The organism is Burkholderia sp. PAMC 28687, from assembly GCF_001577465.1.
Classification (GTDB): Bacteria; Pseudomonadota; Gammaproteobacteria; order Burkholderiales; family Burkholderiaceae; genus Caballeronia.
In genome coordinates this window covers 2,949,508-2,968,601 of the sequence record NZ_CP014505.1, presented here as the reverse complement: position 1 = coordinate 2,968,601, position 19,094 = coordinate 2,949,508, and the positions used below count along the sequence as shown (strand labels likewise).

At 56.3% G+C, this 19,094-nt stretch carries 22 protein-coding genes and 1 tRNA gene; 11 read left to right on the top strand and 12 right to left on the bottom strand.

The window, feature by feature from the left end; all coding sequences use genetic code 11:
* Positions 1-44: 44 nt before the first annotated feature.
* On the top strand, positions 45-578 hold the full coding sequence (gene tatB, locus AX768_RS13805) for a Sec-independent protein translocase protein TatB (protein ID WP_062000431.1): 534 nt from the start codon (positions 45-47) through the stop codon (positions 576-578).
* Positions 579-647: 69 nt separating this feature from the next.
* Positions 648-1,448: a twin-arginine translocase subunit TatC gene (gene tatC / locus AX768_RS13800; protein ID WP_062000430.1), complete on the top strand. Its 801-nt coding sequence runs from the start codon at positions 648-650 to the stop codon at positions 1,446-1,448.
* A gap of 90 nt (positions 1,449-1,538) precedes the next feature.
* Here the strand turns inward: tatC and AX768_RS13795 are convergent, their stop codons facing one another.
* Positions 1,539-2,768, bottom strand: coding sequence for a S1C family serine protease (locus AX768_RS13795; protein WP_062000429.1), 1,230 nt, complete (start codon positions 2,766-2,768; stop codon positions 1,539-1,541).
* Between the two features lie 20 nt (positions 2,769-2,788).
* On the opposite strand from AX768_RS13795, the gene AX768_RS13790 reads away from it, so the two are divergent.
* From AX768_RS13790 to AX768_RS13755, 8 genes are all read left to right on the top strand, one after another.
* Positions 2,789-3,535 (top strand): Nif3-like dinuclear metal center hexameric protein, encoded by a 747-nt coding sequence (locus AX768_RS13790; RefSeq protein ID WP_062000428.1) that lies wholly within the window; start codon positions 2,789-2,791, stop codon positions 3,533-3,535.
* Between the two features lie 205 nt (positions 3,536-3,740).
* Complete coding sequence (gene petA / locus AX768_RS13785) at positions 3,741-4,361, top strand: ubiquinol-cytochrome c reductase iron-sulfur subunit (protein ID WP_062000427.1); 621 nt, start codon at positions 3,741-3,743, stop codon at positions 4,359-4,361.
* Positions 4,361-5,743 (top strand): cytochrome b, encoded by a 1,383-nt coding sequence (locus AX768_RS13780; RefSeq protein ID WP_062000426.1) that lies wholly within the window; start codon positions 4,361-4,363, stop codon positions 5,741-5,743. The genes petA and AX768_RS13780 overlap by 1 nt, the downstream gene beginning before the upstream one ends.
* Before the next feature lie 88 nt (positions 5,744-5,831).
* Complete coding sequence (locus AX768_RS13775; protein ID WP_062000425.1) at positions 5,832-6,587, top strand: cytochrome c1; 756 nt, start codon at positions 5,832-5,834, stop codon at positions 6,585-6,587.
* A gap of 96 nt (positions 6,588-6,683) precedes the next feature.
* A complete protein-coding gene (locus AX768_RS13770) occupies positions 6,684-7,295 on the top strand; it encodes a glutathione S-transferase N-terminal domain-containing protein (RefSeq protein WP_031362199.1) in 612 nt (203 codons plus the stop codon).
* Positions 7,296-7,359: 64 nt separating this feature from the next.
* A complete protein-coding gene (locus AX768_RS13765; protein ID WP_062000424.1) occupies positions 7,360-7,866 on the top strand; it encodes a ClpXP protease specificity-enhancing factor in 507 nt (168 codons plus the stop codon).
* 18 nt (positions 7,867-7,884) lie between these two features.
* Positions 7,885-7,960: transfer RNA gene (locus tag AX768_RS13760), tRNA-Thr, on the top strand.
* 186 nt (positions 7,961-8,146) lie between these two features.
* On the top strand, positions 8,147-8,944 hold the full coding sequence (locus AX768_RS13755) for a hypothetical protein (RefSeq protein ID WP_155524241.1): 798 nt from the start codon (positions 8,147-8,149) through the stop codon (positions 8,942-8,944).
* 10 nt (positions 8,945-8,954) lie between these two features.
* On the opposite strand, the gene AX768_RS13750 is transcribed toward AX768_RS13755, so the two are convergent.
* The 11 genes from AX768_RS13750 to AX768_RS13700 all read right to left on the bottom strand — a co-directional run bounded on the left by AX768_RS13750 (position 8,955) and on the right by AX768_RS13700 (position 18,192).
* Positions 8,955-9,797 carry a site-specific DNA-methyltransferase gene (locus AX768_RS13750; RefSeq protein WP_155524240.1) on the bottom strand — a complete coding sequence of 281 codons (843 nt, stop codon included), beginning with the start codon at positions 9,795-9,797 and terminating at the stop codon, positions 8,955-8,957.
* Positions 9,798-10,123: 326 nt separating this feature from the next.
* Positions 10,124-11,143, bottom strand: a complete 1,020-nt coding sequence (locus tag AX768_RS13745; protein ID WP_062000421.1) for a tyrosine-type recombinase/integrase — start codon at positions 11,141-11,143, stop codon at positions 10,124-10,126.
* Between the two features lie 2 nt (positions 11,144-11,145).
* Positions 11,146-11,352 carry a DUF4224 domain-containing protein gene (locus tag AX768_RS13740; RefSeq protein ID WP_062000420.1) on the bottom strand — a complete coding sequence of 69 codons (207 nt, stop codon included), beginning with the start codon at positions 11,350-11,352 and terminating at the stop codon, positions 11,146-11,148.
* A gap of 1 nt (position 11,353) precedes the next feature.
* Positions 11,354-12,133, bottom strand: coding sequence for a rolling circle replication-associated protein (locus AX768_RS13735; RefSeq protein WP_062000419.1), 780 nt, complete (start codon positions 12,131-12,133; stop codon positions 11,354-11,356).
* Positions 12,134-12,663: 530 nt separating this feature from the next.
* A complete protein-coding gene (locus AX768_RS13730) occupies positions 12,664-14,004 on the bottom strand; it encodes a type II secretion system protein GspD (protein WP_062000418.1) in 1,341 nt (446 codons plus the stop codon).
* Complete coding sequence (locus AX768_RS13725) at positions 14,001-15,101, bottom strand: zonular occludens toxin domain-containing protein (RefSeq protein WP_062000417.1); 1,101 nt, start codon at positions 15,099-15,101, stop codon at positions 14,001-14,003. Before AX768_RS13725 ends, AX768_RS13730 begins: the two co-directional genes overlap by 4 nt.
* Positions 15,102-15,106: 5 nt before the next feature.
* Positions 15,107-15,400 carry a hypothetical protein gene (locus AX768_RS13720; protein WP_062000416.1) on the bottom strand — a complete coding sequence of 98 codons (294 nt, stop codon included), beginning with the start codon at positions 15,398-15,400 and terminating at the stop codon, positions 15,107-15,109.
* A 9-nt stretch (positions 15,401-15,409) separates the two neighbouring features.
* A complete protein-coding gene (locus AX768_RS13715) occupies positions 15,410-16,966 on the bottom strand; it encodes a hypothetical protein (RefSeq protein WP_062000415.1) in 1,557 nt (518 codons plus the stop codon).
* A gap of 150 nt (positions 16,967-17,116) precedes the next feature.
* Positions 17,117-17,356: a hypothetical protein gene (locus AX768_RS13710; protein WP_062000414.1), complete on the bottom strand. Its 240-nt coding sequence runs from the start codon at positions 17,354-17,356 to the stop codon at positions 17,117-17,119.
* Between the two features lie 43 nt (positions 17,357-17,399).
* Complete coding sequence (locus AX768_RS13705; RefSeq protein ID WP_231941280.1) at positions 17,400-17,696, bottom strand: hypothetical protein; 297 nt, start codon at positions 17,694-17,696, stop codon at positions 17,400-17,402.
* A gap of 7 nt (positions 17,697-17,703) precedes the next feature.
* Positions 17,704-18,192, bottom strand: a complete 489-nt coding sequence (locus tag AX768_RS13700; RefSeq protein ID WP_442857237.1) for a hypothetical protein — start codon at positions 18,190-18,192, stop codon at positions 17,704-17,706.
* Here AX768_RS13700 and AX768_RS13695 point away from each other — a divergent pair.
* Positions 18,191-18,904 carry a hypothetical protein gene (locus tag AX768_RS13695; RefSeq protein WP_155524239.1) on the top strand — a complete coding sequence of 238 codons (714 nt, stop codon included), beginning with the start codon at positions 18,191-18,193 and terminating at the stop codon, positions 18,902-18,904. The two genes, AX768_RS13700 and AX768_RS13695, sit on opposite strands and share 2 nt — an antisense overlap.
* Positions 18,905-19,094 lie beyond the last annotated feature (190 nt).

Below are 19,094 nucleotides of genomic sequence, written 5' to 3'. Positions count from 1 at the left end.
AGTTCCAGCCGTATTCATTCGTCACCTTCAGGATCTTCGATTCCATGCTCGACCTTGGTCTGACCAAAATGGCGCTGATCGGCGTCGTCGCGCTGGTAGTGCTCGGGCCGGAACGTCTGCCCGGCGTGGCGCGGACGGCCGGCGCGCTGTTCGGGCGCGCGCAGCGGTACATCAACGACGTCAAGGCCGAAGTCTCGCGTGAGATGGAACTCGACGAGCTGAAGAAGATGCGTACCGAGTTCGAGACGGCGGCGTCGAATGTGGAGAACACGATTCACGACAACCTGCGCCAGCACGAGAACGAACTCAACGACGCCTGGAAGCAGGGCACGTCGGTGTCCGACAGCGTCGCAGGCGGCGGCGACCCGGATCTGACGCATGTTTCGGGCGACACGTGGCGGTCATCGTCGGACAGCGGCGCGTCGTCCGGCAAGCGCAAGAACTGGCGCGTCAAGCAGAGTGCCATTCCAAACTGGTATAAGCGTACGTCTTTACGCAAGACGCGCGTTCAGTCGGGCGCGGCGCGTGTAGCGCGGCATACGCCAGAAACGCTGCGCCGTCCGACGCGGTTTTTCTGATGACGCAGCCGCTTTGAATTCGCGAACACCAACTTCCCTTCCATCGATGAATCCCAGCAGAGGGCCGGCGTGAGCGACCCGCAACAGATTAAAGACGAGGCCGTCGAAGAGACGTTCATCTCGCACCTGGTCGAACTGCGTGACCGCATCATCCGCGCAGGCGCTTCAGTCATCGTCGTGTTTATCGGCCTGGTTTATTGGGCGCCCAATATCTTCAGGTTGCTCGCCCGGCCGCTGATGCAGAACTTGCCGAAGGACGGCAAGATGATCGTCACGGACGTCACCGGCTCGTTCTTCGTGCCGATGAAAGTGACCATGATGGTCGCGCTCGTGATCGCGTTGCCAATCGTGCTGTACCAGATCTGGGCGTTCATCGCGCCTGGGCTGTACCAGCACGAGAAGAAGCTGGTCGTGCCGCTGGTCGGAAGCAGCTACTTCCTGTTCCTGTGCGGCATGGCGTTCGCGTATTTCGTCGTCTTCCCGACCATTTTTCGCGTGATGGCGCATTACAACGCGCCGCTCGGTGCGGAAATGACGACGGATATCGATAATTACCTGAGCTTCGTGCTCACCATGTTCCTGGCGTTCGGCGTGACCTTCGAGGTCCCGATCATCGTGGTGATCCTGGCGCGCATGGGATTCGTGACGATCGCGAAGCTCAAGCAGATCCGGCCGTACGTGATCGTTGGCGCATTTGTGATCTCAGCGGTCGTGACGCCGCCGGACGTGTTCTCCCAATTGATTCTGGCCATCCCGCTGATCATTCTTTACGAGGTCGGCATCATTGCAGCGCGAGTCATAGTCGGGAAGGACAAAATCAAGGTGCAGGAAGCGGAAGCCACCGAGGACGCCAAAAGGGATGCCGAGTAAGCGGTTTGTCATCAGCTAACCTAAAGCATAAAGGCCGTTCCAACGTCGAGTTGGAACGGCCTTTTGATTTGCATCGTCCGGATAAGTCACTTACTCGTCGCCCTGATCTCCGCCCTGGTCGCCGCCTTCGTCGTCCGGTGATTGAGGCGCCTTGGGCTGCATCGGCCGCTTGCCGATCACCACATTCAGGTCCAGCTCCTTGCTCTTTCGCATCAAGTGAACTTTCACCGATGTCCCGGGCTTGATCTGCGCGACGACGTTCAGCAAACGCGTCGTGTCGGTGATGGCGTCGTCGTTGATGCTGATCAGGATATCGCCTGGCTTGATGCCGGCTTTATCGGCCGGGCCGCCTTGCAGCACGCCCGCCACGATCGCGCCGGACTTCTGGTCGAGTCCGAACGATTCCGCGATTTCCGGCGTTACATCCTGCGGTTCAACGCCAATCCAGCCGCGGGTGACCGTTCCCGTCGTAATGATGCTTTCCAGCACGCTGCGCGCAGTCGATACCGGAATCGCAAAGCCGATACCAAGCGAGCCGCCGCTGCGCGAATAAATCGCCGTGTTGATGCCGAGCAGATTGCCGTTCACATCCACGAGCGCGCCACCCGAATTACCCGGGTTGATCGCGGCGTCCGTCTGGATGAAATTCTCGAAGGTGTTGATGCCGAGGTGATTGCGCCCGAGCGCGCTGACAATCCCCATGGTCACCGTCTGCCCGACGCCGAACGGATTGCCTATGGCAAGCACCACGTCGCCCACGCGCGTCTGGTCCATGCGGCCGAGCGTGATGGTCGGCAGGTTCGTCATGTTGATCTTCAGCACGGCGAGGTCGGTCTCAGGATCCACACCAATCACCTTCGCCGATGACGTCCTGCCGTCTGCGAGTGCAACTTCAATTTGATCCGCCCCGTCGACGACATGCTGGTTCGTTAGAATGTAGCCTTCGGAGCTGACGATCACGCCTGAACCAAGATTCGACGCGGGAGTCTCGTCGCCTTTGTGCTTGTTTTTATCGCCGAAGAAGTACCGGAACAACGGATCTTTCGCGCGCGGGTCGGGCGGCAAAGTGCCGTCCTTGCTGGAAAAAACGTTGACCACGGCGGGCATCGCTTTTTGCGCGCCATCCGCATACGACGACTGAGCAGGCCGGGAACCAATGCTGGGAGCCACTTCCTGCAACGCGACGATCGGTTCGGCAAGCTGCTTGCCGAACGTTCCCTGGCGTTGAAGCCACTGCGGTTTCAAGGTCGCGACGATGAACATCAGCGCCAACAGCACGGTCACCGCTTGGGCAAAAAACAGCCAGAAGCGTCTAAGCATTTGATGGAATAGAGGAATTCATGGATCGGATTGAACTCGAATTGTATCTGAACAATCTGTTGGAAATAGGACGCTTCAAGGACTATTGCCCGAACGGATTGCAGGTTGAAGGCTCGCGTCGCGTCGGGAAACTGGCGACGGGCGTGACGGCATCGCTGGCGTTCCTCGAAGCCGCGATCGAATGGGGCGCGGACGCCGTGCTCGTGCATCACGGCTATTTCTGGAAGAACGAGGCGCCGCAGGTCACGGGACGCAAATATCAGCGGCTGAAAACGCTGCTTGCCAACGACCTTAACCTGTTTGCCTACCACCTGCCGCTCGACTCGCATCCCGAGTTCGGCAACAACGCGCAGCTCGGCGCGCGGCTCGGATTGATCGCGGACAACCGGTTCGGCGACCAGGACCTCGGCTGGATCGCGTCATTGCCCATGTCGCTGTCGCTCGAACACTTCACCGCGACAGTCGAGAACGAGCTCGGCCGCAAGCCGCTCGTGTTCGGCGACCCGGATATGGAATTGCGTCGCGTGGCGTGGTGTACGGGCGGCGCGCAAGGTTTCTTCGATGAAGCGATCGCCGCCGGCGCCGATGTCTACATTAGCGGCGAAGTGTCGGAGCAGACCATGCACATCGCGGCGGAAAGCGGCGTGGCATATGTTGCGGCCGGGCATCATGCAACCGAGCGTTATGGCGTTCAGGCACTCGGCGCCCATGTGGCCGAACATTTCGATATCGAGCATGTGTTTATCGATATCGATAATCCGGTCTGATTATCTTGCACTGCAATAATTAATCGCACTCCGTAAATAACCCCTTCATTTGAGAGTTGCCTAAAAGTGCGGGGAAACCCTTAAGAATGAAGGACTTCGAGCGTTTTTTGCTATTCAACTCTTGTAAATGACGACTCCATTCGCGCACACTAGCGTCGGTAGAACGGACTGACGGTATAAATCCAACTCAGAAGTGGGGCGTGTGATGCGAGACAACGAAGATCAACGCGTCGACGGCGGCCGCAGGACCTGGCTGATTGCGACAACCGTAGCAGGCGGACTCGGTGGCGTAGCCACGGTCATGCCGTTTGTCGGTTCGTTTGCACCGTCGGAAAAAGCCAAGGCGGCAGGCGCGCCGGTCGAAGTAGATATATCCGGTCTCAAGCCTGGCGACATGATGACTGTCGCCTGGCGCGGCAAGCCGGTGTGGATCGTGAACCGCACTGACGAAATGCTCGCCGACGTGAAGAAAGCCGATCCCGAACTCGCCGATCCGCATTCGAAAAAAGAATTCACGATGCCGCTGCCGGAATACTGCAACAACGAATTCCGCTCGCGCCCGGAGCACAAGAACCTGTTCGTTGCCGTCGCCGTTTGCACGCATCTCGGCTGCACACCCACGCCGCGCTTCCAGGAAGGCGCGCAACCCAATCTCCCCGATGACTGGCCCGGCGGTTTTCTCTGCCCCTGCCACGGTTCGACCTACGACATGGCCGGCCGCGTCTTCAAGAACAAGCCAGCGCCGCAGAACCTCGACATTCCGCCGTACATGTTCACCTCGGCGACGTCACTCGTGATTGGCAAGGACGAAAAGGGAGAAGCGTAATGGCGACGACCGATAAAGACGTTGAGACAAGCGGATTCCTGGGCTGGATCGACAGGCGTTTTCCGCTGACATCGACCTGGAAAGCGCATGTCTCCGAATACTACGCGCCGAAAAACTTCAACTTCTGGTACTTCTTCGGCTCGCTTGCACTGCTGGTGCTCGTGATCCAGATCGTCACTGGCATTTTCCTCGTGATGAACTACAAGCCCGACGCGACGCTGGCGTTCGCATCGGTCGAGTACATCATGCGCGAGGTGCCGTGGGGCTGGCTCATCCGCTACATGCATTCCACGGGCGCGTCGATGTTCTTTGTCGTCGTCTATCTGCATATGTTCCGCGGACTGATGTACGGGTCGTATCGGAAGCCACGTGAACTTGTCTGGATCTTCGGCTGCGCTATTTTCCTGTGCCTGATGGCCGAAGCGTTCTTTGGTTATTTGCTGCCGTGGGGACAAATGTCGTTCTGGGGCGCGCAGGTGATCGTGAACCTGTTCTCGGCCATCCCGTTTATCGGCCCGGATCTGTCGCTCTGGATTCGCGGCGATTACGTCGTATCCGACGTCACGCTGAACCGGTTCTTCGCGTTCCACGTGGTCGCCATACCGCTGGTCCTGATCGGGCTGGTCGTCGCGCATCTGGTCGCGTTGCACGAAGTCGGATCGAACAATCCGGACGGTATCGAAATCAAGGCGAAGAAGGACGAGAAGGGCATTCCGCTCGATGGCATCCCGTTCCATCCGTACTACTCGGTCCACGATTTCATGGGCGTGTGCGTGTTCCTGTTCATCTTCGCGGCGATCGTGTTCTTCGCGCCGGAAATGGGCGGCTACTTCCTGGAAGCCAACAATTTCGTTCCGGCGAACCCACTGCAGACGCCAAACGAAATCGCGCCGGTCTGGTACTTCACCGCCTTCTACGCAATGCTGCGCGCGACCACCGATCCGTTCAAGATCGTGCTGATGGTGATCATCGCGTTGCTTGGCGTTCTGGCGTTGCTGCGCGGGCGCGGCAAGTGGCGCTTCGGCTTGCCGGTGCTGGCGTTGCTCGTGATCGTGTTCATGGCGCTGACCGAATCGAAATTCTGGGGCGTGGTGGTGATGGGAACGGCAGTGGTATCGCTCTTCTTCCTTCCGTGGCTTGACCGGAGCCCGGTCAAATCCATCCGATACCGCCCGCTTTTCCACAAGGTCTTCTACGGCGTCTTTGTGTTCGCGTTCTTCGTGCTCGGCTATCTCGGCACAAAACCGCCGTCGCCGGCCAGCACGTTGATTGCGCAGATATGCGCACTGATTTATTTCGGCTTTTTCCTCGGCATGCCTTTCTGGACGACGCGCGGCCGCTTCAAGCAGCCGCCTGACCGCGTTCAGTTCAAGCCGCATTGACCTCGCTTGGGATATGGCCGCAGCCAGATTGCATGGGACCAGGGTAAGGCGCTCAGCGCCAACTCTGGTCGACACAGGAGACACAACGATGAAAAAATGGCTCTCTGCCCTCGTGCTGATCGGGGCGTCGCTGGTCGCGTTCGGCTTGACGCCGGCGCACGCGCAAGAAAACCCGCAGCTCGACGCCGCGCCCGACAGTTCGGAAAATTTCGCTTCGCTCCAACATGGCGCAAAATTGTTTGTAAACTACTGCCTGAATTGCCACAGCGCGAATTTGATGCGTTACAACCGGCTGACGGACATTGGCATCGATCCGAAGGAAATCCAGGCGAACTTGCTGTTCACCACGGACAAGATCGGCAACACGATGACCGTCGCCATGCGTCTGGACGATGCAAAAGCGTGGTTCGGTTCGGCGCCGCCGGATTTGTCGGTGGAGGCGAGGGCGCGCGGCAAGGACTGGATCTACACGTATTTGCGCAGTTTTTATCGCGACGACACCCGGCCGACCGGCTGGAACAACCGGGTGTATGAAAACGTCGCAATGCCGCATGTGCTTTGGGAGTTGCAGGGCACGCGCACCGCAAAATTCGACACCGAAGTCGACGAAAAAACTGGCGAAAAGGTGAAACATTTCGCGGGTTATACCCAAGTCACACCGGGGACGATGTCGCCAGTAGATTATGATTCGGCTATGGCCGATCTGGTTTCGTACCTTTCGTGGATGGCGGAACCGGCCCAGCAGACGCGAAAACAGCTGGGCGTCTGGGTCCTGATGTTCTTGGGAATTTTGAGCTTTCTCGCATGGCGCCTCAACGCGGCATACTGGAAGCAGATTAAATAACACGCCGCGATCGGTGTGGGTCAGCGTCGACAAAGCGCCTCGCAGAAGGCGCTTTTCGCACGCTGGCCCTTATGTTTTCTGAAGGGACTTTTAATCATGATGGTTTTGTACTCCGGCACTACTTGCCCGTTCTCCCAGCGCTGCCGGCTGGTGTTGTTCGAAAAGGGCATGGACTTCGAAATCCGCGACGTTGACCTGTTCAACAAGCCCGAAGACATCGCAGTGATGAACCCGTACGGCCAGGTGCCGATTCTGGTCGAACGCGACCTGATCCTGTACGAATCGAACATCATCAACGAATACATCGACGAGCGCTTCCCGCATCCGCAACTGATGCCCGCCGATCCGGTCCAGCGCGCGCGTGCCCGGCTGTTCCTGCTGAATTTCGAGAAAGAGCTGTTCGTGCACGTCGGCACGCTCGAAAACGAAAAGGGCAAAGCCGCCGAAAAAAATCACGAGAAGGCGCGCAACGCGATTCGCGATCGCCTGACGCAGCTTGCGCCCATCTTTCTCAAGAACAAGTACATGCTCGGCGAAGAGTTCTCCATGCTCGACGTCGCCATTGCGCCGCTCCTGTGGCGCCTGGATCACTATGGCATCGAGCTCTCGAAGAACGCCGCGCCCTTGATGAAGTACGCCGAGCGGATCTTTAGCCGGCCGGCTTATATCGAAGCGCTGACGCCTTCGGAAAAAGTGATGCGTCGCTGACGTATCCGATCGCGGAGCGCGCCGGGTCGACTGGCGGCGTTTCGCATCGATAGAGGACAAGCCGATGCAAGAAATCTCCACCAAGCCGTATCTGTTGCGCGCGCTCTATGAGTGGTGCACGGATAACGGCTTCACGCCGCACATAGCAGTCCGTGTGGATAACGGAACGCGCGTGCCGCGGCAATTCGTGCGTAACGACGAGATCGTGCTCAACATCAGCTTCGAGGCGACGAGCCAGTTGCAGATGGGCAATGAGTGGATTGAGTTCAGCGCGCGGTTTTCCGGCAAGTCGCACAAGATCGAGGTGCAGGTCGCCAACGTGCTCGCTATCTACGCGCGTGAAAATGGCCAGGGCATGGCGTTTCCGGTCGATCCCGCAGCACTGGGCGCGGCGCCCGATGTCTCGGGTCTGGATGGACCGCGTTCATCGGAATTGGGTCCGGACGAGAGCGGCGCCGAGCGCATAGAACGCCGTGAACCGGCCGCGTCAACTCGAGATGACGACGAGTTGCCTCCCGACGACGATGGATCAAAATCCACTGGCCGGGCTCACCTCAAGGTCGTCAAATGAAGTAATATCGCTGACTTCGCCGGCTTAGCTCATCAGGTAGAGCAGTTGATTTGTAATCAGAAGGTGGCGGGTTCGAGTCCTGCAGCCGGCACCAACACTCGCGCGGGTTCCAGCAATGGGGCCCGCTTTTTTTCTGTTCTACAAAAGTGCCGCTGTTCTACAAAGGTAACAGCGACGTTCGTCACAGGGCGGTATGGCTACACGACAACCAGTTGGGCCGATTTTCGTGGCCTACGAAAGCCTGAGGAGGGAGGCCCGTAACGGATACCTTAGCGGAGCGATGGCCGATGCGATCGGAGCCAGCTATGCGGCCGCTATCGAGGTTCTGCAAGGGTTTCCGCGTGTACAGGTCACATCACGCGTTCCGGGGAAGCAATATGACGCGTTTGAGGGACCTCGAAACGTTAGCCGGCCCGTGAACCGAGCTCTGTTCGATCCCAACCTAGACCGCTGGATTCAGCTCCGAGCTGCGCTCGACGACGGTGGTAACGTCGCGCTACCGGCAAGCGGCGAGATCACCAAGACTCTTTATTCGATGGCGATTGCCTTCTGCGTGGCGATTGACCTATTGAAGGAGCGGGACCAAAAAACACCGGGAACGTTTTTTGAATATTTCACTGCCTTTTTTTTCGCTTGGCGGGTGCGAACTGAGCCGGTAAACCGCATTCGCGTACTTAATATCGACGACGAAAACACAGAGTTGCCCACCGATTATTTGTTTAACTTGGGCCCCGGCATGCGGAAATTCCACATGCCAATAAAAACGTCTACCCGCGAACGCGCTATTATGCTTTGGGCTCACCAGCGTTTACTCGACGGTGTTTATGGCACCGAGCGTTTCATGGGTACACCAGTTCTGTTGGCAGAAACTAAAATGGACCGAACCCGCCGGGAAGTTGTTGAAATATGCACCCCGGAGCAGTGGCGTCTTTATCAAATGTATATCGCACGGCTTCAACGAGTCTATTATCTTGACCCCCCGACTGCATATGCCGCATTAGCCACTCAGTTTCCACCACTCCATGTTAAGCCATTTGGAGATTTTTTCCACGAGTGGAACAGCTTGGCGCCAGTCTAGGGATCAGATCTTATTTACTCAGTTTCCGTTGTTTCTTCTGCTTCGGCTTGCGGTAGACCATGAAGTATGAATGATTTTTCCGAGCATGATACTGCTTGCCTTTCAAACGAGAAACTCCCGGTCTCCCAGTTTGAACGACAACAAAGAGGTCCTCCGTTATAAAGCCTTGCTTCTGCAATTCGATAGTAATTTCCAAATGAGTAAGCCTCTGTCGGTTCGTACAGACCTCATCCTGGCATTTAACAATATAAATACCTTCCGGTCGTAAGACGCGCAAGGCTTCACGAGCCGCGCGGAAATACAAGTCGAGTACAGCCTCGTGGTACTTGGGTGGCTTTCCGTTGGTTTCGCGCCAAATTTCTGCGACTACTTCGTGGTCTTGGTCGGCGTTGTTTGCGTAATAGGTTTCGAAGTTCTGGTGCCCATTGTGCGCTGTTCCACCGGGCGTATGCATGTAAGGCGGGTCAAAGACCAGTGCGTCAAATGATTCGTTGGCATAAGGGAGTCGCCGGCTATCAATTCCCCCCTGCACGAACTCTGGCAGACCATCCTTTTTTAAATCCGTAAAAAAGATCTCATACTCATTTAAGTCAACGTTTTTCCAAAATACACCTTTCCCATAGGTCGTATCACCAATGGTTGCCCCAGGTGCAACATAGATTTCTAAAATATTTGGAAAGACGGCGTCGTTGGAGTCTACATATGCTGAATGAATTAGATCGTTTGTAGCAACGCCCGTATTCACACGGGCAGTTTTCTTCTGCTTCTTACGTACCGATGAAGGCAAAACCGACAGATCATTATCGTCGGTTCCTTTGAGTTCGAAGCCAGCAGCTTCAAAGTTTGATGTCATGTAAAATCCGTCAACCAATGGGGCAAGGAAAGCGATATTTCGAAATTTGTTAGTTAATGGTTTCGTGAGCCGTGATTTCAGCGACAAACCGCCAAAGGTGCTCGGGCATAGATCGATATCCTTTGGAGCTACAGGGTAAAAGCCAGTTATCCAACGCACGGCGCTTAGCTCCTATCCGATTGGCAAATTGGTCGCGGGTCATCCGCAATGTCTCCATCGCGCCGCGCAAAAAATCCTGCTGGCTCACCGTTGAATCCATAGCGTAGGCGCTCGCCGTGGCCGTTATATACTCGTTGAGTATATCGGGGGTAGGGAAGAGTGAAAAGCTATTTTGTCGGTTTCACGGTTCTTCCCCGGTTCCTCACATAGTGTTCGGTCATTGCTTGACTGCCATGTCCCAACAACGCTTGCGCACCTCGCATGTCTGTTGCGGCCTCCTTATCCGTACCCGCCTTCGCTCGAAGATCCCGGAACTGAAAAGCAATCTTTTCGATGCCCGCCGCCTCCCTTGCGCGATCGAATCGAAACCTCAACGCGTCGCGACCCAGCGGCCGGCCAGCCTCGTCAACAATGAGTCGCGTCGATCGGACCTGATGACCGGCTTTTCGCAATGTAATCCGTTCCAAAGCAAGCGCGAGAGCCCCGATAATTTCGATTCGCAACTGTGCCCCCGTTTTGTTCTGTCGGATTTCTACAACACCGTTGCGCAAATGCCTCTCATCGATTTTCAGGACATCCGCCGGCCGCTGTCCGGTCAGGTATGCAATGTCCATGGCCTCCCGAAGCGGAACGTCCGCCTTATCCCACAGTTTTTGGTATAGGTGATCATCCACATAAACATCTCGCCCGCTCTCTCTGTGCTTGCGAACGCCTGCGCACGGATTTGGTCTGTCGGTTGCTCCCCATTCACGAGCCTTATTGAAGACGTGAGAAAACAATGCGATCTCCCTGTTGGCTGCAATTGGCGACTCTTTCCGCCAATCAAGATACTTGCGGATGTGAATCGGTTTGATCTGGTCCAACGGGGCGGGTGGCGCGTCAAAAAACTGATATAGCCGTTCAAGTTGAATAATATTGTTCCTCTGCGTGGCAGGGGCTTTGCCTGGCACGATCTCGGTGACATAGCGCTGCGCCACGTGTCGAAAAGTCGTCATCGCGAGTGCGTTCCGATCACCCTGCTCCAGGTCAGCGTATTTGCGAAGCGCTTCTACGAAATCACCGCCCAGCGCAATCCATCGACGCGGCTTGCCACCCATGTCGTAGTAGTAATAGCTTTTTCCACGCAACGTTTGCTTTAACCTCAATCGAGGAGGGAGGTGCAAATTTTTTGTCGGACGGCGTCCCATCTTTATGCTCGCATGACGTCGGGTGCCCAACCAGAGTTCACTTTGCCCGGTCTTCCTCCTTCAATCACGGAGCGCGCCACGACCGGACGCCCACACGCATTGACGAAGAACGCAACGCCCATTCGACGTAACGCGTCAATCTGCTTAGATTTCATTTTTCGTCCCGTAAGCACTGCTAATTCTTGTGCGGATAGAAAAATATCGACCATGTCATGTCTCCCGTGTCGAAAGCCAAAAACAACCGAGATCCTGATTCCAATACGACTGGCAACGATCAAGCGTCGACCCGACCCTTAGAGCAGCGTCGAATGCCACCTTGATGGCTTCGGCCGCGTTATCGCAGATCAGATGTGCAATAGGATGTCGCTCGGGAATCACGACGCCGCGACTGGTCCAGTATCGCTTCTCGTTAAGTGCGTGTTCAGCGAAGTCTTTGGTGATGTATTTGCTGAGGTACGACGCGAGCTTATGACGCAAACCCTTCTCCCTAAACGGGTTCCGCACGTCGATATTGCCGTTACCGTCCCCCACGATGCTCCACCAAATCGACCGCAACACACTATAGTTTTGCCGGCCTTTCAGCGCGATATGGAGATGCCACGATCCACGCTTCTGCCGCTCCGCGACGGCAACGTATTGAAACCCTCTAACCTTTCCGAGCCTCCGCCGAAGCGCGTCAAAGTCCTTCTTCAGCCTCGCCTTATCCAACACGTTTTCGCGATAGGTCAAAGTAATCATGCGATCAGCACCTATCGCCTTACATCGCAAACGTACCTGCTGTTTGGCCCGCTTTGCTGCATCCATGAGGTTTTGTTCGGTATTCTCCGACTCTCCGCGCTTCGCCCGAGGCATCAGGCTTAACCCCTGCGCACCCATATACCGGTCGAATCGCGTAGCCGTAACCTCAACCTGCCCGTCGCCAAAATTCCGACCACGAACCACCCATTCCCGGCGAAACGCCGAAAAATTACCTATACTGTCGTCGTGCATTGCAACTTGTCCTTGTAATGCTGTAGTAGGAGCCTCGAACCGTTGCAGCGGTCGGGGCTTTTTTTATTTCAGTTCTGTCGTCGCACCAGTTCGCGTCTGACCGAATTCCAAACGCGATTAAGCTCTTTCGCTGTCAGGCCCCGGGCAGTGAATGAAAGTGTCACTAGCTGGCTCGAATCCGAAGGAACTAGTTCCATCAATAGGTGTTCGCGGCATTTCCTCATTGCTATCCCTCGTACGTTAAGTGTCCCTGATATAAATCTAGGCGCGCTTCGCGCGCCCGGCTGTCCTCGCTTCACGCTGCGGGCAGACGGTCGCCCGAAGCAACCCACGACGCCTTCGCAGACCATCCAGCGCGCAAGTTCGGCATGGGTTGCGCCGACCTGTGGCCGTCCCAACCCGTTCCCGAAGCGTAAAGCGGTATAGCCTGTGTAAAGGCCATGTCGCTGCGCGATCGGCTGCGCCGAGCCTTGACACATGCGCAAATGGAAGCGGTCATAGTTCGCACGATGGATCCCCTGCCACATGGGTTAAATCTTTGTGACCTGCAAGACAAGCACGATGTCCGAGCTAGAGTGTTCGACGGTGCGACCGTCCATGAAAGACGGCAGCCAGGCAATCCCGCTACGTATCTTGGAATCCTTGCCGGACACCAGCCCACCCATCACGACCACCTCACCATCCGCCAACGCCATTGACGTCTCCGACTTGCGTGTGTTTTTCGTGGGAGAGCTATTCACACCGGTTGTTGTCTTTTGAAAGTCTGAAATTTCAACTGTCACGTCGGTGTCGATCACATCGTCTTTCACGACAGGGAGTACATCGAAAATCACGCCGGCGTCCTCATACGTCACCGACTGAACGGGGGCCGCGGCTGAACTCGGATATGACACTGATCCGATTACGGGAACGGACTGCCCGACATTGAGACGCCCATGCTTGCCGGAAGCAACCCGAAGATTGGGCGACGTAATGACACGAAACCGCGAGTCCGAATCGAGCGCCGCGATCGCCGCATCGAGAAAACCCGTGTGAATGCGCAATGCGTTTGCGCTTTGATCGACCGTTCCAGCACCCAGAGACACGCCAAGCTTTCCGCCAAGAACACTGGCCGCGAGCTGGAAGCCCGTTGTCCTCTCATCGTCTGTGGAGACCTCGTACACCCACGCACGAATTGCGACCTCGCCAACCTTCCTATCCACTGCCGGCAATAGTTGTTGAAGTTGCGCGATCTCCTTGGACGTACCAAGAAACACCATCGTGTCCGAGGACTGGTCAACCATGCCGGCCGCAGATGTAAGTGGTGCATCAACTTTGGCTCGCTCGCCAGAAGACTGTGCCGGAATTGCTCGGTTCATCGTGAATTGACCGCGGAACAGAGGCTGCACAAGGCGCGCAAGGTAGTCAGCGCTGCGATACTTCGGGGAGTAAACCAATGTGTGCCTGTCCGGCTCCTTCGCTTCCTCCTTCTCGCGTTTGAACACGTAGTCCACGCCATCTTTTGTTGATACGCCAAAGCCGAGGGACTCAAGAAAGCTGGCTACAACTTCGCGAATGTCGCCCTTGGTCCGGTCAAATCGGAAGGAGACAACGCGTTGATCGGATAGAACGTCAGGTGCAAGCACGTATTGCGTTTGCAACATATCGGCGTAGATCAAATCGATCACCTGCGCGACGTTCACCATACGCAGGTCAACCGACTTCGCACTTCCCATCTTCAATGGCACAAGCGGTTGAGCGAACATCGAGCCAGCGGGCAGCGCCGATGTCAGCGAAGGCGGCAACGGTGGCAGTGGCGGTATTCCCGTCGCATTTTCCGACGCCGAGGACACCGAGGCCGCGACAAGCGACAGTAGAGCGAGATATCTCATCGAGATGGCGCTCCCAGACCCTGCGCAGGGCTCCCGATAGATGTGGTGACCTTCGCACCCGAAAACGTCGATACACGATCGCCGTCGATGGTCCCTACGCGAGCGGTGCCCACGTTCTGAAACATAGAAGGACTCTCAACACGAAGCCGACCAGCGCTATCGGCAACAACGACCCATGCTTGCCCCGGTCCAGCGTAGGTGCCGGCGATTCGCCAGCTATCAGAGAATGCCTCCTTCGGCCTGGTCGTAGCTACCGGCGATGAGGGCATGGTTGCGGTGGTTTCCGGAGCCGCCTGAGACATGGCGCTGACCTCGTTGGCCTTGGGGGCTCGATGGAAAAACGTATAGATGAAACGAATTGAGATGGACAGTGCCACAACGCCGACGGCCGCCATCAGCCAAAGCGTTTTATTTGCTAAAACGTTCTGCCGCTTGTCTACCGTCGCCTCTGTGCCGCCCGCACCTGCATAGCTTTTGTATAGCGGAAATATCTCTTTTCGGTATTTGCGCACGTAAGTACCGACGCGGGTTTTACTGTTTTGCTTCCAACCCTCGTACTGCTCCACGCGATAGCCCGACGCGAGGCCAAGCGACTTGAGTTTGTGCATACGGAAGGAAAGCTCAACGACCTCCTTCAGCTTGCGGTGAAGGTCAGCGATCCCCTGAATCATTAACACCACATCGCAAGCCACACCCGTTACCGGATGCGTAAAGTGCCGATGCATACGGAAAAATGCCATATGCTCATCGAAGATTTTCTTGTCCGATGCCCAAAGCTTCCACGCTTCGTCAACAACGACGAGATCACCAGGTTCAACAAATCCAGCGGTAACAGTTGCACCATCTGTGGACTCGTGCTCCATGGGAAAAAACGCGGGGCGCACAATGTCGTCCGTGCGCACGTGCACCACGCGGCCAAGTTTCTCGCGAGTCAGTTTATTGTTTTTTTCAAGGTAGTCGTGAATGCGCACCTCGCTGATGCCATCCACGTTCGTGACCACCCGACGCCCCATCGCGATAGCATCAAGCAATGGGCCTTGGACGACCTCATACGACTTGCCGGAGCCCATCACGCCACAGTATGCGTTGATAGCCATGTCTGTCAGCCGATGATCGGCAAACGGCGGACAATGAAGCGTGTCACGTATGCCGATACGAGCAGCGGTGCGCCGTAACTGAATGCACAGAGGTCCAAAAAATACCAAACATCGTCCCCGATGGCTCCGAAGGCCCCGGCAAGAAACGACGCATTAGGCAAGAAGTGAGCGCTCTGCAGGAGCGCAACCGTCTCGCCGACAAAGAAATACAGGGCGAAATACAGGAAGAACTTCGCGACAACGGACCGGAGAACAAACCCGAGCAATACGTTCGCGGCAGACACCAAAATTCCGAACATGACGTCTCCCTATGCTCGCAAAACGACGAGGAGCGCGGCAAGAGTGAACATCGCCGCAAACGCTGTATAAATGCCCGTCCTGTGGCTCTCGGCGAGATCGCATTGTGCCGAGAGGGTGAACGACCTACCAAAGGCGGTAAAAGATGGCTCCGGACACGCAGAGCCATGGGTAGGAACGCTCCACCCCTTCAGATCGGGAAATAAGTTCAACAGCGGTGACAAGATCATCGAGATAGTCGGAGCGCTCTCTAGCGTCGGCGCTTGAACGCCGGGGTCGGCCCCCAGATCAACGGAGACCTTATTGACGACATTGACGTTCGGCGTATTGACCACGTTGACGTTGTTGCCTGCGCCGGTGCTCGGACTGCTGGCTGGATCTGTTACACCAGCCGAACCCGGTTGCACCGTCGGACTGATGGTCACCTGCGTCACCCCGGGGTCGGTTGCAGGTCTAAACAAATCCGACACGTTCGGCGCAAGCGTCGGATTTTGTGCGACCCAAGGCTGGACATCTGCGAAGGAAATCGGCTGCGTCGCTGAGTAAGGCAAGCCCTGATAACCTGGCTGGGATGCAGCCTGTTGCCAGGTCTGGTTCGTGAGTGCTGCAAGCGTTGAAGGGTCGAGCGTTTGCGTCAAAGCTGCGGGCTGTAGTTGCGGATAAACCTGGGACAAGTCAGTCCCGGTCGCCGGCTTAACACCTGGTCCGATCGTGTAGTTTGTCAGCGCCTGGGTCCTGCTAAGCGGCTGCCATACGAAGTTGCCGCTTGTCGAGTCGTAGACTTGCTGCTGACCATTCACCGAGATATACAGCGTTTGTTGCGTGCCATCGGCGTTCGGTTGCCAATAGACGCTCGAGCCGCTGTAGGTCCACTGTGGGTTTGTCGGATTGGTGACGCCCCCGTTTGCACTGTATTGCTGCTGGTATCCCTCGAATTGCTGAACCTGTTGAATCGTGTTTGGAATGATTTCCACGGTGCCGGCCGAATAGTCAAAGTTTTTTTGCCCACTCGTCGGAACGCTAGGAAAAGCTGTGCAAAACGCATCTCCACTTTGACATTGCGCCGTGCGATAGACCGGGATGCCTTGTTGTGCTGCCCATACCCATGGATTCACCATGTTGTTATCCGTGGCCGGCGCAGCGGAAACAGGCGTGTAAGTTGCGCCGACACTTTGCGGCAATGGTTGCTGAGCGGTGATTGTCTTTCCATCCATCGAGCGACTGAGCGACACGCTGCCAGCGTACAACGCAGACCCCGCTGCGAGAATTCCTAAGCCGGCCGCAACTGTCAGCCATACCGGCGCACCCGCAAATCCAAGACCCACAGCAACCCCTGTCGAGACGACATTCAATGCGGTTGACGCTTGGCCCATTGAGGTAAGCGTTGCAGCTATGCGCGGATCATTTGCCGCAAAGCCGCGAGAAATAGCGACACGCGTCAGAATCGCGGCCTCGGCACGGTTGATAACCAAGTTTTCGACTGGCGCTAACAGCGCCTGTGAATGCGCCAGTTGCACACCAAGTACGCAGATCAGAGCGACAGATACGACAATTCTCTTGCGCAGCATCACGCCCCCTTGAAACCACTGATAACAGCCCAGGCGCACACGATTCCGAACGCGAACATCAGCAAGTACCACGCACTATTGACGTCCATCGACCCTCCGGTGATGAAAGCGGGGGCCGCAGCCCCCGTTGAGCAATGTGCAGTACTGGGCCTACGCGCCGCGTACCATGCCGATGAGGATCTTCGCGCCTTTGATACCGACGTACACAGTGATCAGCGTTGCCGCAACGGCAAGCACACCAGTGGTTACGCTGGAAAAATCAATTCCACTTGTGAGCGTCGAGAAATCCGGACCAGTGGTTGCAGCGCGTGCTTCGCCAACACCAACGACAGCAGCCAGGACAGCGAAGCGACCGCCGATCTTGATAATTTGTTGCAGCTTTACCTTCATGTTTTTTTCCCTAAAAAAATGCGGTGGACCCGCGAACGTAAAATTAGGCGCGTCGTAGAAAGTTGACGATTGCGCCTGCTCCGTGGCTCACCAACCACAAGCTCACGATGGTGGTGAATGCCACGCCCCAAAAGCCGGCCGCTGCGACGTAGTCGAATGGCTGAGCTATCGAGTCGATGTACCCCGCACTGTCTGGCGAGAGCACGTAAGCTTGTTGCTGCTGAAGTCGATAGCTGCTTCCGTTGAAAGAAGCGCACACCTGCTGATCAACGGTGCTTGTTTGTTCCGCCGACGACACCGGCACGCACACAAGAACGATCTGAACTGAGCCGACGGGCATTCAGCTTTTACACCTGCTTGGAGTCGGATTTGGGCTGCGCACGGACTTGGCCGAACGGGGTGAGCGACACGACGCGAGGGACCAATCTTCCGGCGTCTTGGCCATTCCCTTGAGCGAGCGCAAACTCGGCCAGATATTCGCCAGGTTGTGTTTCGGCCAGTGCCGTTGGCAAATTGATTACGCCAACCACGATGCTTGTGCCCTCGCTCGACGCCTGTTCCAGAATTGACTGCGCTTCGCGGATGATCCAAGGGCGGCCGGTTTTAATCGATGTTCCGCTGCGCTCATTGATGGCGAGGATGGTGAGCTTTTGCTTCGAAGTCATAGAACCTCTTCTGTTTGTTATGCGACAAAGGAATTTGGAGCGCTCGCGAATATTTGCCTGATGGGAAATTTTTGTAGAACGGAGCGAGCGGGATTGATTGTTGCCGTCGCGCGCTCTAACATCGATGGCAATAAATGTCGCCGTTTGTTCGACAATTTTTGGAATGGACATGACTCGAACCGCAGATCGGACGGCCTATCGAATGCTCAAAACTGCTGCCACGAAGAGGCTGGTTCAGCTCATCGAAGAACATAGCAGTCAGGTGCCGCACTCAGAAAACGAATTGCGGATACCGAATCTGGCTCCTAGCTGGCCCCGTACCAATGAGCATTTCAGCCGGGCCTTTGGCGTTGATAATTGGTCCGCTTATAAGAACGGCCACCGGTCATGGAGTGAGGCGTCACTTCGTCAAAGAGCGCACCAAGCAGTGGAACTCGGCCTGCTATCTGACATGCAGCGGCGCGATTTTGAACAAGGCCTTGATGCCGCATTGCGCGGGGCGTCGCAACCGCCCGCTTTAAGCGGATTGCCAGCACCTGTACAAGATGCGATGGAGGCTACGAAGGTTCTGACGAGGTCGATTCAGTGGCTCAAAGAAAACCGCCTGCTGAACGAATACGCGTGGGTCCTAAAGCCGGCAATCGAAGCGATCGATCAAGTTTGTGACGATCAACGAGCCGATCAGGAACGGGTGAAACGGCGAATCCGTCGTGCATTGAATGGCGCTGTCGAGCCCAAGACCCTGAAAACCATCTTGGAATCTATCTCAAACACCTGGTATGCAACCGATTTCGATCAATCGATACCCGATGACTTCGACGCCTACGATTCAATCGACTCTCTATCACCAAAGAGCTGCACGGCCAAGAGTGCGACCAGATAACCTCAGGGCTCGTTGCGCGACCAGATAACCTCAGGGCTCGTTGCGCGACCAGATAACCTCAGGGCTCGTTGCGCGACCAGATAACCTCAGGGCTCATTGCGCGACCAGATAACCTCAGGGCTCGTTGCGCGACCAGATAACCTCAGGGCTCATTGCGCGACCAGCTCATTGCGCGACCAGATAACCTCAG

What these genes read in the sequence shown, in the direction of transcription:
- AX768_RS13755 (WP_155524241.1), top strand. Translation starts at nt 8,147, where the DNA reads ATGGCCGATGCGATCGGAGCCAGCTATGCGGCCGCTATCGAGGTTCTG.
- AX768_RS13720 (WP_062000416.1), bottom strand. Translation starts at nt 15,400, where the DNA reads ATGTTCGGAATTTTGGTGTCTGCCGCGAACGTATTGCTCGGGTTTGTT.
- AX768_RS13730 (WP_062000418.1), bottom strand. Translation starts at nt 14,004, where the DNA reads ATGAGATATCTCGCTCTACTGTCGCTTGTCGCGGCCTCGGTGTCCTCG.
- AX768_RS13740 (WP_062000420.1), bottom strand. Translation starts at nt 11,352, where the DNA reads ATGGTCGATATTTTTCTATCCGCACAAGAATTAGCAGTGCTTACGGGA.
- petA (WP_062000427.1), top strand. Translation starts at nt 3,741, where the DNA reads ATGCGAGACAACGAAGATCAACGCGTCGACGGCGGCCGCAGGACCTGG.
- AX768_RS13715 (WP_062000415.1), bottom strand. Translation starts at nt 16,966, where the DNA reads ATGCTGCGCAAGAGAATTGTCGTATCTGTCGCTCTGATCTGCGTACTT.
- AX768_RS13695 (WP_155524239.1), top strand. Translation starts at nt 18,191, where the DNA reads ATGACTCGAACCGCAGATCGGACGGCCTATCGAATGCTCAAAACTGCT.
- AX768_RS13770 (WP_031362199.1), top strand. Translation starts at nt 6,684, where the DNA reads ATGATGGTTTTGTACTCCGGCACTACTTGCCCGTTCTCCCAGCGCTGC.
- AX768_RS13765 (WP_062000424.1), top strand. Translation starts at nt 7,360, where the DNA reads ATGCAAGAAATCTCCACCAAGCCGTATCTGTTGCGCGCGCTCTATGAG.
- AX768_RS13795 (WP_062000429.1), bottom strand. Translation starts at nt 2,768, where the DNA reads ATGCTTAGACGCTTCTGGCTGTTTTTTGCCCAAGCGGTGACCGTGCTG.
- AX768_RS13775 (WP_062000425.1), top strand. Translation starts at nt 5,832, where the DNA reads ATGAAAAAATGGCTCTCTGCCCTCGTGCTGATCGGGGCGTCGCTGGTC.
- AX768_RS13790 (WP_062000428.1), top strand. Translation starts at nt 2,789, where the DNA reads ATGGATCGGATTGAACTCGAATTGTATCTGAACAATCTGTTGGAAATA.
- AX768_RS13745 (WP_062000421.1), bottom strand. Translation starts at nt 11,143, where the DNA reads ATGGGACGCCGTCCGACAAAAAATTTGCACCTCCCTCCTCGATTGAGG.
- AX768_RS13725 (WP_062000417.1), bottom strand. Translation starts at nt 15,101, where the DNA reads ATGGCTATCAACGCATACTGTGGCGTGATGGGCTCCGGCAAGTCGTAT.
- AX768_RS13750 (WP_155524240.1), bottom strand. Translation starts at nt 9,797, where the DNA reads ATGACATCAAACTTTGAAGCTGCTGGCTTCGAACTCAAAGGAACCGAC.
- AX768_RS13710 (WP_062000414.1), bottom strand. Translation starts at nt 17,356, where the DNA reads ATGAAGGTAAAGCTGCAACAAATTATCAAGATCGGCGGTCGCTTCGCT.
- AX768_RS13780 (WP_062000426.1), top strand. Translation starts at nt 4,361, where the DNA reads ATGGCGACGACCGATAAAGACGTTGAGACAAGCGGATTCCTGGGCTGG.
- tatB (WP_062000431.1), top strand. Translation starts at nt 45, where the DNA reads ATGCTCGACCTTGGTCTGACCAAAATGGCGCTGATCGGCGTCGTCGCG.
- AX768_RS13735 (WP_062000419.1), bottom strand. Translation starts at nt 12,133, where the DNA reads ATGCACGACGACAGTATAGGTAATTTTTCGGCGTTTCGCCGGGAATGG.
- AX768_RS13700 (WP_442857237.1), bottom strand. Translation starts at nt 18,192, where the DNA reads ATGTCCATTCCAAAAATTGTCGAACAAACGGCGACATTTATTGCCATC.
- AX768_RS13705 (WP_231941280.1), bottom strand. Translation starts at nt 17,696, where the DNA reads ATGCCCGTCGGCTCAGTTCAGATCGTTCTTGTGTGCGTGCCGGTGTCG.